Source organism: Mycobacterium angelicum (genome assembly GCF_002086155.1).
Classification (GTDB): domain Bacteria; phylum Actinomycetota; class Actinomycetes; order Mycobacteriales; family Mycobacteriaceae; genus Mycobacterium; species Mycobacterium angelicum.
Genome location: NZ_MVHE01000017.1, coordinates 54,525 through 68,288, shown reverse-complemented (window position 1 = coordinate 68,288; position 13,764 = coordinate 54,525). Strand labels below are relative to the sequence as shown.

Here is a 13,764-nt window from a genome sequence, read left to right as displayed (position 1 = left end):
CGGTACCCGATACCTAGCCGGCGGGCCCGTTCGTTCCGCCCTGACCGAAGAATCCGCCCCCGCCGCCGAGACCCCCGGTGCCGCCGCTGCCGGTCTTGCCCGCGGTACCGCCCGCTCCGCCGGTCCCGGCATCGCCGCCGGAGCCGCCGGTGCCGCCGTTCCCAGCCGTGCCGGTGGTGCCTGCGCCGCCTTGGCCGCCTTGGCCGCCTTGGCCGCCGTTGCCGCCGTCGCCGCCGGCCGCGACGATTCCGGTGGTCCCCGTGCCGCCAGAGCCACCGGAGCCGCCCATACCGCCGCCGCCGCCTTGGCCGCCGGTGAGGTTCGCACCGCCGCTGCCGCCGGCGCCGCCGGCCCCGCCGTCGCCGCCGGCACCTGCGGCGCCGCCGCTGCCGGCCGCGCCGGCACCCGTGCCCGCGTTGCCTCCGACACCACCGCCGCCGCCGGCCCCGCCGCTGCCGCCGGTGGTGCCCAAACCGGCCTTGCCGGCAATGCCGGCGCCGCCATCGCCGCCGGCCCCGCCGATCCCGCCGTTGCCGTTGACTCCGCCCACGCCGGCGCTGCCGCCGCCGCCATCACCACCGGTGGTGGTGGCGGCATTGCCGTCCACCCCGACGGCGCCGCGACCACCGGCCCCGCCGCTTCCACCGTTGCCGACCAGGCCGCCGTCGCCTCCGTTACCCCCGGCCGCACCGGACTGACCCGGAACGCTGCCAGCAGCACCGGATCCACCGGCCCCGCCGTCGCCGCCGCTGCCCGGGACGGCCCCAGTTGCCCCGGTTGCTCCGGCAGTAACCCCTGCGCCGCCGGCACCGCCGATCCCGCCGGCCCCGGGATCACCACCATTCCCGCCGGTGCCGCCGACACCACCGTTGACCGTCCAGGTTCCCGTGGCGCCATCACCGCCGTTTCCGGGAGTTCCGCCGGCACCGCCATTACCGCCCGCCCCACCGATGCCCTGGCTACCGGCCAGGCCGGCGCTCGCGGTGCCTCCGGCGCCGCCATCACCACCGACGCCGCCACCACCACCGGCACCGCCGTGGCCGCCTAGCCAGCCGCCGTGCCCCCCGGCCGCACCGTTGCCACCGTCGCCGCCGTTACCTATTCCACCCGCACCGCCGGTACCGCCGGCGCCGAAGAACAATCCGCTATTGCCACCCGCGCCACCGCTGCCCGCGTTGCCGCCATTGAGGCCGCCGCCGCCCGAGCCGCCACTGCCGCCGTTGCCGGACAGCCACCCGGCGTGACCGCCAGCGCCGCCGGTGCCGCTGTTAGTGCCGCCAGTTCCGCCGGTACCGCCGTCGCCGACCAGCAACGCCGCGGTGCCACCGACGCCGCCGTGGCCGGCGCCCGAGCCGCCCACGCCGCCGGCCCCACCCGCACCGAACACCAGCCCGCCATTGCCACCGGCGCCGCCGTTGGATGCGCTGCCTCCCGCTCCGCCGGCGCCCCCGTTGCCGTAGAGCCAGCCGCCGTTACCGCCGAAGCCGCCGACGGTGCCGGCGCCGCCAGCACCTCCGCGGCCGCCGTTGCCAATGAGCCCGGCACTTCCGCCGTTGCCGCCGGGCTGTCCCGCAGCACCGGCCGCGCCGTTGCCGCCATTGCCGTACAACAGACCGCCGTCAGCGCCGTTGTCACCGGCAGCGGCGCCATTAGCGCCGTTGCCGATCAGCGGCCGGCCAAACAGCCAGTCGGTGGGCGCGTTGATCAGGTTCAGCAGGTTCTGCTCGGCACTGGTCGACTCCGCGGCAAGATAGGAGCCCGCGCCAGCGTTCAGGGTCTGCACGAACTGCCGATGAAACGCCGCCACCTGGGCACTCATCGACTGATACTGCTGGCCGTGCACCCCGAACAAGTCCGCGATGGCCGCCGACACCTCATCGGCGCCCGCAGCCACAAGCTGCGTGGTCGAGGTGGCCGCCGCCGCATTGGCCGCACACAGACTCGAACCGATGCCGGCCAAATTACCTGCCGCGGCCGACACCCACTCCGGTGCGATCAACACGAACGACATCAGTCAGCTCCCATCGAACGACTGCGCATATCACCGGCACCAAGAAGTCGGTAGGCCGGAATCCTATTGCCGAAATACCCGCCGTGTCCGGCGAATCGCCAGTCCCGCAGTCCTATTGGCAATACCCGAGCCGCGGCCAGACACGCTCGCACAAATCCCGGACAAGCTGCGATCTATCCCTCTACGCTGACCACCACCGTTGTCGGGCCGTCGGCGCACTGGCCGCCGGAAAGGATGGGGTCAATGGCGTATGTAATCGCCGAGCCGCAGCTTTTATCGTCGGCGGCGGCCGAAATCGAGGGAATAGGTTCGGCAATCAGCGCCGCCAACGCCGCCGCGACCGGTCCGACTTCCGGTCTTTTGGCGGCCGCCGGTGACGAGGTTTCGGCGGCTGTCGCAAAGCTATTCGGGGCTTACGGCCAGCAGTACCAAGCCGTCGTCGCGCAATTCGAGGCGTTTCACGCCGAATTCCAGCAGACGCTGGCCGCTGCGGGAAACGCCTACGCACAAACCGAGGCCGCAATCGCCACCGGCCTGCAAAACCTGCTGGTAGCGCCCGCTGCATCCAGCGCTGCACCGAATGCGGCGTCCATTCCGCCATTCTCGGCAAACCTGACCAGCTTATTCGTCGGGCCCACCGGCGTGCCGATTCCGTCATTAGGATACGTGCTGTCGGCTAACAAGCTATTCGTCCGCTCGCTCGATTTGCTGTCCCTGCACAGTCTTTACACGCCGGAAGAGTTATATCCGCTCACCGGCGTAAAAAGTTTGGTTCTCAACAGGTCACTGGACGAAGGCCTGACCATTCTCGACAATGCGATCAGAGACCAATTGCGGATACCGGGCAATACCGTCACGGTTTTCGGCTACTCGCAGAGCGCCATGATCGCGTCGCTGGAAATGCGCAATCTTGCGAGCCTGGGTCCGAGCGCGCCGACCGCGGCCCAACTCAACTTCGTCCTGGTAGGCAACGAGATGAACCCCAACGGCGGCATGCTCGCACGCTTCCCGGGACTGAACATCTCCGCCCTGGGGCTGACCTTCTTGGGCGCCACCCCGTCGGACACGATCTACCCGACCGCCATTTACACACAGGAATACGACGGGTTTGCGGATTTCCCGCGCTACCCGCTCAACGTAATTTCCGACCTTAACGCACTCATGGGCATCCCCTTCGTCCACACCAAATATTTGGACCTCACCGTCGAACAAGTTAACAACGCCATTCCGCTGCACACTTCTCAGGGTTATTCCGGCGTCACGAATTATTACGTGATTCACACGGACAATCTGCCGTTACTGGCTCCGCTGCGCGCACTACCCGTGATCGGCGAACCGCTGGCCGATCTAATCCAGCCCAACCTGAAGGTAATCGTCAATCTGGGCTACGGCGACCCCAACTTCGGCTATTCGACGAGCCCCGCAGATGTGCCCACGCCATTCGGTTTGTTCCCGGACGTCCGGGCGGACACCGTGTTCAACGCTTTGGGCGCCGGCACCCAACAGGGAATTCACGACTTCACCGCCGACCTGCCGACAATGTTCTCCAAGCCGATTGTCTTCCCGCCATTCGAGATACCGTCGATTGTTCCCGGTCCGGTACCCCCGCCGCCACCCCCGCTCAGCCTGACACCGACGCATGTCGCGAACACCATCGCCTCAATTGTCTCCACCAATTACGCGGTGCTTCTTCCAACCGCGGACATAGGTCTTTCCCTGCTCACCACCGCGCCGGCCTATAACGCGGACCTGTTTGTGGACCAACTCATGCAGGGCAATCTCATCAATGCGATCGGCTATCCCATTGCCGCCGACGTCGGTTTGCTCACGATCGGCGCCACGGTCGAATTCCTCACCCTGGCATCAGCGGCCAGCGACACCATCCAGGACATTCAGCGACTCATTCCCTGACGTGCGCTCGCCGACCAGGAACCAGGTGTGCAGCACACCTTTGCCCTTTACCTCGATGTCGCCGCGTTCCTCGAAAACGAAGTCGCCGCGCAGCCGCTCGTACACATCGGGGGGAACCTGGATGCGGCCCGGCACGCTCATCGACTCCATGCGGGAGGCGACGTTGACGGCGTCGCCCCACACGTCGTAGAAGAACCGCGATGTGCCGACCACACCGGCCACCACCGGGCCGACGCCAAGTCCGATGCGGATGGGCACCCCTTTGCCGCTCTGATCGGTGAGGCGGGCGGCCGCCTCACCGAGGTCCAGCGCGAAGCGCGCGAGAGCCTTGAGATGGCCGGCCCGGGGCTGGGGCACGCCGCTGACCACCATGTAGGAGTCGCCGGTGGTCTTCACCTTTTCCATCCCGTGGTGTTCGACCAGCAGATCGAATTCGCTGTAAACGCGGTTGAGGAACACCACCAGATCGGCGGGCGTGGTTTGGCTGGCCCGTTCGGTGTATCCGGCGATGTCGGCGAACAGGACCGAAGCGTCGTCATACTTGTCGGCGATGATCGTCGACGTCGGGTTCTTGAGCCGGGCCGCGACGGACGTCGGCAAAATGTTGCCGAGCAACGACTCCGAGCGCTCGTACTCCAGCTCGATGGCCTCCTTGGCCCCTTGAATCTCGCGCAGCGCATACCAGACGGTCGTCACGATCATCACGCTTGCGCACGTCGCCGAGATCGCGAAGCCGATGTTGGTGGCCCATTCCGGTTGTTCGGCGGTGCTCACCGGTTCGATGACATTGATAGTGATGACCAGCCCGGCGGCGACGACCACCACCGCACAGGCGAGCACGATGTGTTCGGTGCCCAGCACCAGCACGGCCACCAGGGCCGACATCAGGAAGAAGAACGCGATCCCGGTGTGCGTCCCGATCCACGCGCCCACCACCGCCATCAGCGCCAGGGCGGTACCCACCAGCGTCACCGGAGCCACGAGCTCGCCGAACCGGTGCAGCAGCGGAATCAGCGCGAATATCACCGCCGCCAGCCCATTGAGCAGCGCAACCGGCAATAGGTGGGTCGTCATCAGCTCGATCGTGCCGAAGCTGGCGCTGACGAAGGCCGCGGTCCAGGTGGCGATGTTGAGGACGCGCCGGCGTCGGCTGAGGCTGCACGCATGCTGGCGGTCCCGGTCGAATATCGCCGATTTCAGGCGCAGCAGTGGACCACTGAACGTCCGGCTGATCCACTCTTCTGCCAGTTCCGAGGATGCGGCATCGGCGTCGGCTGCCACACGGGAAGCCTAACGGACAAAAAGGCGCGAGTAGCAAACATTCATCGGGCTATTCGCGGCGAGCCAGCGCCAGCAGCAGCTGGTGCAGCCCGGCCAGCGAGTGGGCCGGCAGGAACAGATCGCAATAGGGCAACGCGGCTGCCATGGAACCGGCCAGCGGCTGGAAGTCGCGGTGCGCCGCACGGGGGTTGAGCCAGATCAGCATTTCGGCGCGGCGACGCAGCCTGGCCATCGCCCGGTCGAGCACTTCGGGCGGGTCGCTGTCCCAGCCGTCGGAGGCGACGATCACCACCGCGCCACGCACTGCGCTGCCGTATCCCGACGCGGTAGGCGCCAGCAGCGCCTCGATGCTGCGGCCGATGAACGTGCCGCCGTACCGGTCGGTCACCTTGGCGTTGGCCCGCTCCAGGGCCACCTCGGCGGATCGGTGCGGCAGTACCGGCGTGAGCCGGGTCAGCGACGTCGAGAATGCGAAGACCTCGGGACGCATGCCCGCCTGGCGCAGCGCCGCCGCGCGCATCAGATGCAGGTAGATCGCGGCATATGGCTGCATCGAGCGGCTGACGTCGCAGACCAAGACCACGCGCCGGGGCCGGCGGCGCGGCCGGGTGCGCGCCAACACCACCGCTTCCCAGCCGGTGCAACGCGACGCGTTCATGGTCTTGCGCAGGTCGATCCGCTTGCCGTGCGGGCTGGACTCCCAGCGCAGGCTGCGCCGCTTCGGCCAGTGCTGTATCGAGGCCTCGAGCCAGGTGCCGAGCAGCCGCAAATCGTCGGGATCGAATTGGTCGAACGGTTCGTCGGCCAGGGCCGCGATGCGGCTGGGCAGGAAATCGGGCAGCTGGATGGCCGCGTGGGAGACGCCCGCGGATTCGGTCACGGTTCGGGTGGCCCAGGGCAGGGTTTGATCCCCGGCCCCGGACGACGGACCGGATGCGCGGTGCACGGTGCCGACCGCGGGTGTCTTCGGGCCCGGCAGTGGTAGTGCCGTCATCGTCGGGTCGTGTTCCAGGCTGCCGAACACCGCGCCGAACGCCGCGTCGAAGGCGCCAAGATCCTCCATCCGGTTGACCAACGTCAACCGGGCCGCCCAGTACAGCGCCGAGCGGGTGTGCGGTACCAGATGCCCCAGCGCCTGCACGAAAAGCCCTGCGCCACTTGCTGATACGAGTACCCCAGCGCCGCGCAGCCGCACCACCAGCGCGGCGGCGAACGCCGCCAGATCGACGCCCCGCAGCAGCGCCGGCGTGCTCATGAGCGCCGGCGCGCGATCCAGATCAGTACCAACAGGACAAGCGCCGCCGCCGCCACGGCGCCGTACTTCTTGAGCTGATCGCCACCGGCGAGTTCCAGCAAATCGATGGGCTCCGGCTGCGACGAGGCGGCCACTGCCGCGGCGTCCGGGCTCGGCTGCCCCTGCGCAGGCGCCGCGCTCTGGGCTTTGAGTTTGGCTTCCAGCGACTCCACGAACTGGCCCAGCAACTTCTCCGACACCTGCTGCAACATGCCGCTGCCGAACTGGGCCAGCTTGCCGACGATTTTGAGATCGGTGTCGACGGTGACGCGGGTGCTGTCGCCCGCCTCATGCAACTGCGCGGTGACCGTCGCCGCCGCATTGCCGGTACCCCGCGCCTCCTTGCCCTTGCCGTCGATTACCGCGCGATGCTGCTCGCGGTCCTGCTCGACGAACCGCACCTTGCCGCTGAACTCGCTGGTGACCGGGCCGACCTTGACCTTGACCTTGCCGAGGTATTCGTCGCCCTCGTGGCCGGTCAGCTGCGCGCCGGGCATCAAGGGAATCACCTGCTCCAGGTCGCACAGCACGTCCCAGGCCTGCTCGATGGGCGCGCTGACCGTGAACTGGTTGGCGATCTTCATCCTTGAAGTCCTCTCATGTGCTGTATGCGACGTACGCGTCGCGAATCAGACTACGGTCGTCGGGTGTCTTGGCCAGCGCCCCCAGGCTGACCAGCGCAGCCGGATCGACCAAATCGGCAACGCCGAGCGACACCAGCGCGGCAACCCAGTCGATGGTCTCGGCCACGCCGGGCGGTTTGTCCAGATCCAATTGGCGTGCGCTGCCGACGAATTGAGTGGCGTGCTCGATCAACGGCGCGGACGCACCGGGCACCGTGCGCCGGACGATGGCGGCCGCCCGCGCCGGCTCCGGGTAGTCGATCCAGTGGTAGAGGCAGCGTCGGCGCAGCGCGTCGTGCAGGTCGCGGCTGCGGTTGGAGGTCAGCACCGCAATCGGGGGGCGTTCGGCGACGAAGGTGCCCAGTTCGGGGACGGTGACCGCGGATTCGCCGAGGAACTCCAGCAGCAGTGCCTCGAATTCGTCGTCGGCCCGGTCTATTTCGTCGATCAACAACACCGGCGGCACCGGGCCGCGGTAGCGCACACACTGCAGGATGGGCCGGTCGACCAGGTACTGCTCGGTGTAGAGATCGGCTTCGGAGATGTCTGTGAGGCTGGCGCCCCGGGCCTCCGCCAACCGGATCGACAACAGCTGACGCTGGTAGTTCCAGTCGTACAGCGCCTCGTTCGCGGTCAGCCCTTCATAACACTGCAAGCGAACCAGCTTGGTATTCAGCACTGCGGCAAGGGTTTTCGCCGCCGTTGTCTTGCCGACGCCGGGTTCGCCCTCCAGCAGCAGCGGCCGGCCGAGCGTCGTCGCCAGATAGATGGCCGACGCGGTCCCGGTGTCGAGCAGATAATCCCGGGCATCGAATCGGGCGGCGACGTCGTCGGGATCGGTGAACGTCATCTGCCGCCATTGCTGCGCAGGGCGGCGATCAGCTCGGCGGCGATCGACACCGCGATCTCGGCCGGCGTCTTGGCGCCGATGTCCAAGCCGACCGGTGTGTGGATGCGGGCCCGTTCGGCGTCGGTGAGCTCGAGCCCGTTCAGAATCGAGGCGCCGCGAACCTTGCTGGCCACCAGGCCGATGTAGGCCACGCCGTTGTCCAGGGCGGCGCGGATGAGTTCGGCCTCCGGGCCGCCGTGGCTGGCGATCACCACCGCGCTGGTATCGGCCCGGTCGGTCTCGCGTCGCACGTCGTAGCCGAGCAGCTCGCACACTTGGTTCAGCGCGTCCGCAATCGGCGTCGCGCCGTAGATCCGGACCAAGGGCGCCGGCAGCTGCGGCGTCAAGAAAATCTCCAGCGATCCTCCGGACAGGCAGGGATTGACCACCACACACGCGCCGGGCGCTTCCGGGAAGTGCACGTCGCCGTCGGGAAGCACTCGCAGCAGCACACTCTCGCCGGCCTGCAGTGCGCCCATTGCCGCCTTGCGGACCGAGTTCTGTGCGCAGTGGCCACCCACGAAGCCCTCAATGGTGCCGTCCGCCAACAGGATTGCCTCATCGCCGGCACGGGACGAGGTGGGCTGCTGGGCGCGTACCACCGTCGCGTGCACAAACGGTGTGCGCGCGGCCAAGAGCTGTTGTGCCCGTTCACTTATGGGTATCAAATCGGCGGCCTCGCTCGACCTTGCATGGCTTCCCATACCCGCGACGGCGTCAGCGGCATGTCGGCGTGCCGAACGCCGTACGGCGCCAACGCATCCACCACCGCGTTCACTACCGCGGGCGGCGACCCGACGGTGGCCGATTCGCCAATCCCCTTGGCCCCGATGGGATGATGCGGCGACGGCGTCACGGTGTGCCCGGTCTCCAGATGCGGCACCTCGAGTGCGGTGGGGATCAGGTAATCCATCAGTGAGCCGCCCAGGCAGTTGCCCTCTTCGTCGAAGGCGATCATCTCCATCAGCGCCATGCCGATGCCGTCGACGATGCCGCCGTGCACCTGGCCCTCGATGATCATCGGATTGATCCGGGTGCCGCAGTCGTCGACGGCCAGGAAGCGGCGCACCTTGACCACCCCGGTGCCCGGATCCACGTCCACCACACAGAAGTACGCGCCGTACGGGTAGGTCAGATTCGAGGGGTTGTAACAGATCTGGGCGTCGAGCCCGCCCTCGATGCCTTCGGGCAGATCACCGGCGCCGTGTGCGCGCATCGCGATGTCCTGAATCGTCACCGACGCCGACGGGTCGCCCTTGACGTGGAAAGCACCCTTCTCCCACTCCAAGTCGGCGACCGATACTTCCAGCATGCCCGACGCGATGATCCTGGCCTTGTCGCGGATCTTGCGCGCCACCAGCGCAGCGGCCGCACCCGACACCGGCGTGGACCGGCTGCCATAGGTACCCAACCCGAACGGCGTCTGGTCGGTATCGCCGTGCACCACGTCGATGTCGTCGGGCGGGATGCCCAGCTCTTCGGCCACGATCTGGGCGAACGTCGTCTCGTGGCCCTGGCCCTGCGTCTGAACGGAAAGCCGCACAACGGCCTTGCCCGTCGGGTGCACGCGCAGCTCGCAGCCGTCGGCCATGCCCAGACCCAGGATGTCCATGTCCTTGCGCGGGCCGGCACCTACGGCCTCGGTGAAGAACGCCATCCCGATGCCCATCAGCTCGCCGCGTTCCCGCTTGGCGGCCTGCTCGGCCCGCAACGCGTCGTAGCCGATCATGCCCATGGCCTTGCGCATGGTGGTCTCGTAGTCACCCGAGTCGTACACCCAGCCGGTCTTGCTCTGATACGGGAATTGCTCGGGCTTCAACAAGTTTCGCAACCGCAGCTCGGCCGGGTCCATCTTCAGGTCGAAGGCCAGGCAATCCACCAGGCGCTCAACGAGATACACGGCCTCGGTGATCCGGAACGAGCACGCATACGCCACACCGCCGGGCGCCTTGTTGGTGTAAACGGCGGTCATGTGGCAGTAGGCGGCCTCGATGTCGTAGCTGCCGGTGAACACCCCGAAGAAGCCGGCCGGATACTTCACCGGCGCCGCGGTGCCGTTGAACGCGCCGTGGTCGGCCAGCACGTTGGTCCGGATCGCCAGAATCTTGCCGTCGTTCGTGGCGGCGATCTCGCCGACCATGATGTAGTCGCGGGCAAACCCCGTGGAGGTCAGGTTTTCGCTACGGTCCTCCATCCATTTCACCGGCTTGCCCAGCAGCAGCGAGCCCACGATCGCGCACACGTAGCCGGGGTAGATCGGCACCTTGTTGCCGAAACCGCCGCCGATGTCGGGCGAGATCACCTGGATCTTGTGCTCGGGCAGGCCCGCCACCAACGCGTAGAGCGTGCGGTGTGCGTGCGGCGCCTGCGAGGTGGACCACAGCGTCAGCTTTCCGGTGACCGGGTCCAAATCTGCAACCGCACCGCAGGTTTCCATCGGCGCCGGGTGCACGCGGGGGTAGACGATCTCCTGTTTGACAACGACGTCGGCCTTCGCGAACGCCGCCTCGGTGGCGGCCGCGTCGCCGGTCTGCCAGTCGAAGCAGTGGTTGTCGGTCTTACCGTCCAGGTCGGTGCGGATAACCGGCGCCGACGGGTCCAGCGCCATGCGTACATCGATGACGGGATCCAGCGGGTCGTACTCGACGTCGATCAGCTCCAGCGCGTCGCGCGCCGAATAGCGGTCCTCGGCGACGACGAACGCCACTTCCTGGCCCTGGAAGCGCACCTTGTCGGTGGCCAGCACGGCCTGTACGTCGTTGGACAGCGTCGGCATCCAGGCCAGGCCCTTCTCGGCCAGCGCGGCACCGGTCACCACCAGCTTGACCTTCGGATGTGCTTGCGCGGCAGTCACATCCACGCTGACGATGCGGGCATGCGCGTACGGCGATCGCAGGATGGCCATATGCAGCATGCCGGGCAGCGTCACATCGTCGACGTAGCGGCCGCGGCCCCGGATGAATCGGGGGTCCTCCTTGCGCAGCATCCGGCCATAGCCGCACGGCTTCTGGTCGTTGTCGGCGGTGTCTTCGGGCGACGGGGGCTTTGACTCGATGGTCGTCATGACGTGGCAGCTTCCGTGCTGTGCTGGGCGGCCCATTGGATGGACCGAACGATGGTGGTGTATCCGGTACACCGGCAGATCTGGCCGGAGATGGCCTCCCGGATGGTCTCCTCGTCGGGATCAGGGTCGCGGTCCAGCAGGGCACGCGCGGTGATCATCATTCCCGGAGTGCAGAAACCGCATTGCAGCCCGTGGCAGCGCATGAACCCCTCCTGCACCGGGTCCAGGGTGCCGTCCGGCGCCGCGAGGCCCTCGACGGTCCGCACGCTGTGGCCGGATGCCATCACGGCCAACATCGTGCACGACTTCACCGGAACCCCGTCCACGTCGACCACACATGTTCCGCAGTTGCTGGTGTCGCATCCCCAGTGAGTTCCGGTGAGCCGCAACTGATCCCGCAGGAAGTGCACCAGCAGCATCCGGGGTTCGACGTCGGCGCTCACCTGTTCGCCGTTGACGGTCATATTGATTTCCACAGCTCTTCCTTTCTTGCGGCGACCCGCTTCGCCCGGCTTCGCCGCGCTTGCGATCGCCTTAGTCCCTTTCTGTGCGCGACCCGCTTCGCCCGGCTTCGCCGCGCTTGCGATCGCCTTAGTTCCCCTCCGGCTCAGGGATATTGCGCACTCGCTGCACCGCGGACCGCAGCGTGCGGATGGTCAACTCAGACGCCAGGTGCCGCTTGTATTCCGCGGTGCCGCGAATGTCGGCGGCCGGATCGCAAGCGGCGGCGGCCAGGCGGCCCGCCTCGGCGAAGGTCTCCTCGGTAGCGGGCCGGCCGACCAGCCAGGCGGACAGTTCGGCCAGCGCGCCCGGATCCGGGTTCACCGCCGTCAGCCCGACACGGCCGGCGGCTATCGAACCGTTGTCCAGCGTCACGCATGATCCCGCCGCCGTCACCGCCCAGTCCCCCACCCGACGTTCCACCTTGGCGTACGCACTGGAAGTCTTGTGCCGCACCGGAATCCGGACCTCGATCAGTATCTCGTTGGGCGACACCGCGGTCTCGTACGGGCCGACCAGGAAGTCGTCGATCGAGACTTCGCGTTCGCCGGACGGACCCCGCACCAGGCAGGTGGCACCCAACACCAGACACACCGTCGACAGGTCCTCGGCCGGGTCGGCCTGGCACAGCGAGCCACCCAGGGTGCCGCGGTTGCGCACCACCGGATCGGCGATCACCCGTTCGGCATCGCGGAAGATCGGGCACACCGCGGCCAGCGTGTCCGACTCGAGAATCTCGCGGTGCCGCGTCATGGCGCCGATCCGGACCAGCGTCGGATCGGTGATCACGTATCCCAGTTCGGGGGCCAGGTCGTTGATGTCGACGAGGTACTCGGGGTTGGCGATCCGCAGCTTCATCATCGGCAGCAGGCTGTGTCCGCCGGCGACTATGCGTGCCGTCTCCCCCAACCGATCCAGCAGTCCGATGGCGTGGTCGACGCTGGTTGCGCGTTCGTACTCGAAGGGGCCAGGTACTTGCATGCGGCTCAGTGTCTGCCGCTATCCGACACGGGTCAATATCGAGTTAAGTGATCCTTTAACTCAGCCTCATGGTGGATCCGGCCGCCGATCTCGGCCAGCGGCCGTCCGCCGCCTCCCCACCGCCGGGCGATGATGTCGGCGGCGATCGACACCGCGGTCTCCTCGGGGGTGCGGGCGCCGAGATCCAGTCCGATCGGACTGGACAGCCGGCTCAGCTCGGCCTCGGTCAGGCCCGCCGCCCGCAGCCGGTCCAACCGGTCGTCGTGGGTCTGACGCGATCCCATCGCGCCCACGTAGCCGACCCGCGGCAGCCGCAACGCCACCTCGAGCACCGGGACGTCGAACTTCGGATCGTGAGTCAGCACGCAGATCACCGTGCGCTCGTCGATGGCACCCGCCGCCGCCTGCGCCGCCAGGTAGCGATGCGGCCACTCGACGACAACCTCGTCGGCGGTCGGGAAGCGCATCGAAGTCGCGAACACCGCGCGCGCATCGCACACCGTCACCCGGTAACCCAGGAACGAACCCTGCCGGGTAATCGCGGCAGCGAAGTCGATGGCCCCGAACACCAGCATCCGCGGGCGCGGCGCGTGGCTGGACACGAAGACCTCCATGCCGTCGCCGCGGCGCTGGCCGTCGGGGCCGTACTCGAGGATCTCGTTGCGCCCCAACGCCAGCAGACCCCGGGCGTCGTCGGTGACCGCCGCGTCGGCGCGCGCCGAGCCGAGCGAGCCCATAGAAGTGTCCGGCCGCACCACCAGCCGGCGGCCGATCCACGACGCATCCGGGTGAGCGATCACGGTTGCGACGGCCACCGGCCGGTGCGCCTCGACGTCAGCGGCCACCTCGCCCAGTTCTGGAAACGTTGCCTGGGACACCGGCTCGACGAAGATGTCGATGATGCCACCGCAGGTCAGGCCGACGGCGAACGCGTCGTCGTCGCTGACGCCGTACCGTTCCAGCCGCGGTGCCCCGGCCTGCGCCACCTCCATGGCGAGCTCGTAGACGGCACCTTCCACGCAACCGCCGGACACCGATCCGCTCACCGAGCCATCCGGTGCCACCACCATTGAGGCGCCCGCCGGCCGCGGCGCCGACCGCAACGTCCGCACCACCGTGCCCACACCCGCGGTGGCACCGGCGCGCCAGATCGACATCAGCTCGGCAAGCACGTCGCGCACCCTCCCAAATTAGGCCCCGAAGTAGGCT

Annotated in this window: 11 protein-coding genes; 1 reads left to right on the top strand and 10 read right to left on the bottom strand. The window is 67.9% G+C overall.

Translation table 11 applies throughout. The features are described 5' to 3' along the window. Window positions 1–13 precede the first annotated feature (13 nt). Window positions 14–2,011: a PE family protein gene (locus BST12_RS13420; protein WP_083113615.1), complete on the bottom strand. Its 1,998-nt coding sequence runs from the start codon at window positions 2,009–2,011 to the stop codon at window positions 14–16. 243 nt (window positions 2,012–2,254) lie between these two features. Here BST12_RS13420 and BST12_RS13415 point away from each other — a divergent pair, with 243 nt between their 5' ends. After that, window positions 2,255–3,922 (top strand): PE family protein, encoded by a 1,668-nt coding sequence (locus BST12_RS13415; RefSeq protein WP_083113614.1) that lies wholly within the window; start codon window positions 2,255–2,257, stop codon window positions 3,920–3,922. Here BST12_RS13415 and BST12_RS13410 read toward each other — a convergent pair. From BST12_RS13410 to BST12_RS13370, 9 genes are all read right to left on the bottom strand, one after another. Continuing rightward, window positions 3,875–5,203: an adenylate/guanylate cyclase domain-containing protein gene (locus tag BST12_RS13410; protein WP_083113613.1), complete on the bottom strand. Its 1,329-nt coding sequence runs from the start codon at window positions 5,201–5,203 to the stop codon at window positions 3,875–3,877. The two genes, BST12_RS13415 and BST12_RS13410, sit on opposite strands and share 48 nt — an antisense overlap. Window positions 5,204–5,252: 49 nt before the next feature. Next, a complete protein-coding gene (locus tag BST12_RS13405; RefSeq protein ID WP_083113612.1) occupies window positions 5,253–6,458 on the bottom strand; it encodes a vWA domain-containing protein in 1,206 nt (401 codons plus the stop codon). After that, complete coding sequence (locus tag BST12_RS13400) at window positions 6,455–7,081, bottom strand: SRPBCC family protein (protein ID WP_083113611.1); 627 nt, start codon at window positions 7,079–7,081, stop codon at window positions 6,455–6,457. Before BST12_RS13400 ends, BST12_RS13405 begins: the two co-directional genes overlap by 4 nt. Window positions 7,082–7,094: 13 nt before the next feature. After that, on the bottom strand, window positions 7,095–7,970 hold the full coding sequence (locus BST12_RS13395; protein ID WP_083113610.1) for an AAA family ATPase: 876 nt from the start codon (window positions 7,968–7,970) through the stop codon (window positions 7,095–7,097). After that, entirely contained in the window at window positions 7,967–8,674 is a 708-nt protein-coding gene (locus BST12_RS13390) for an XdhC family protein (RefSeq protein WP_083113635.1), read from the bottom strand. Before BST12_RS13390 ends, BST12_RS13395 begins: the two co-directional genes overlap by 4 nt. Next, complete coding sequence (locus BST12_RS13385; RefSeq protein ID WP_083113609.1) at window positions 8,674–11,073, bottom strand: aerobic carbon-monoxide dehydrogenase large subunit; 2,400 nt, start codon at window positions 11,071–11,073, stop codon at window positions 8,674–8,676. The genes BST12_RS13390 and BST12_RS13385 overlap by 1 nt, the downstream gene beginning before the upstream one ends. Then, window positions 11,070–11,549, bottom strand: a complete 480-nt coding sequence (locus BST12_RS13380) for a (2Fe-2S)-binding protein (protein WP_083113608.1) — start codon at window positions 11,547–11,549, stop codon at window positions 11,070–11,072. Before BST12_RS13380 ends, BST12_RS13385 begins: the two co-directional genes overlap by 4 nt. Window positions 11,550–11,664: 115 nt before the next feature. Next, window positions 11,665–12,555: an FAD binding domain-containing protein gene (locus BST12_RS13375; RefSeq protein WP_083113607.1), complete on the bottom strand. Its 891-nt coding sequence runs from the start codon at window positions 12,553–12,555 to the stop codon at window positions 11,665–11,667. 32 nt (window positions 12,556–12,587) lie between these two features. Beyond that, window positions 12,588–13,736, bottom strand: coding sequence for an XdhC family protein (locus tag BST12_RS13370; protein WP_170062115.1), 1,149 nt, complete (start codon window positions 13,734–13,736; stop codon window positions 12,588–12,590). Window positions 13,737–13,764 lie beyond the last annotated feature (28 nt).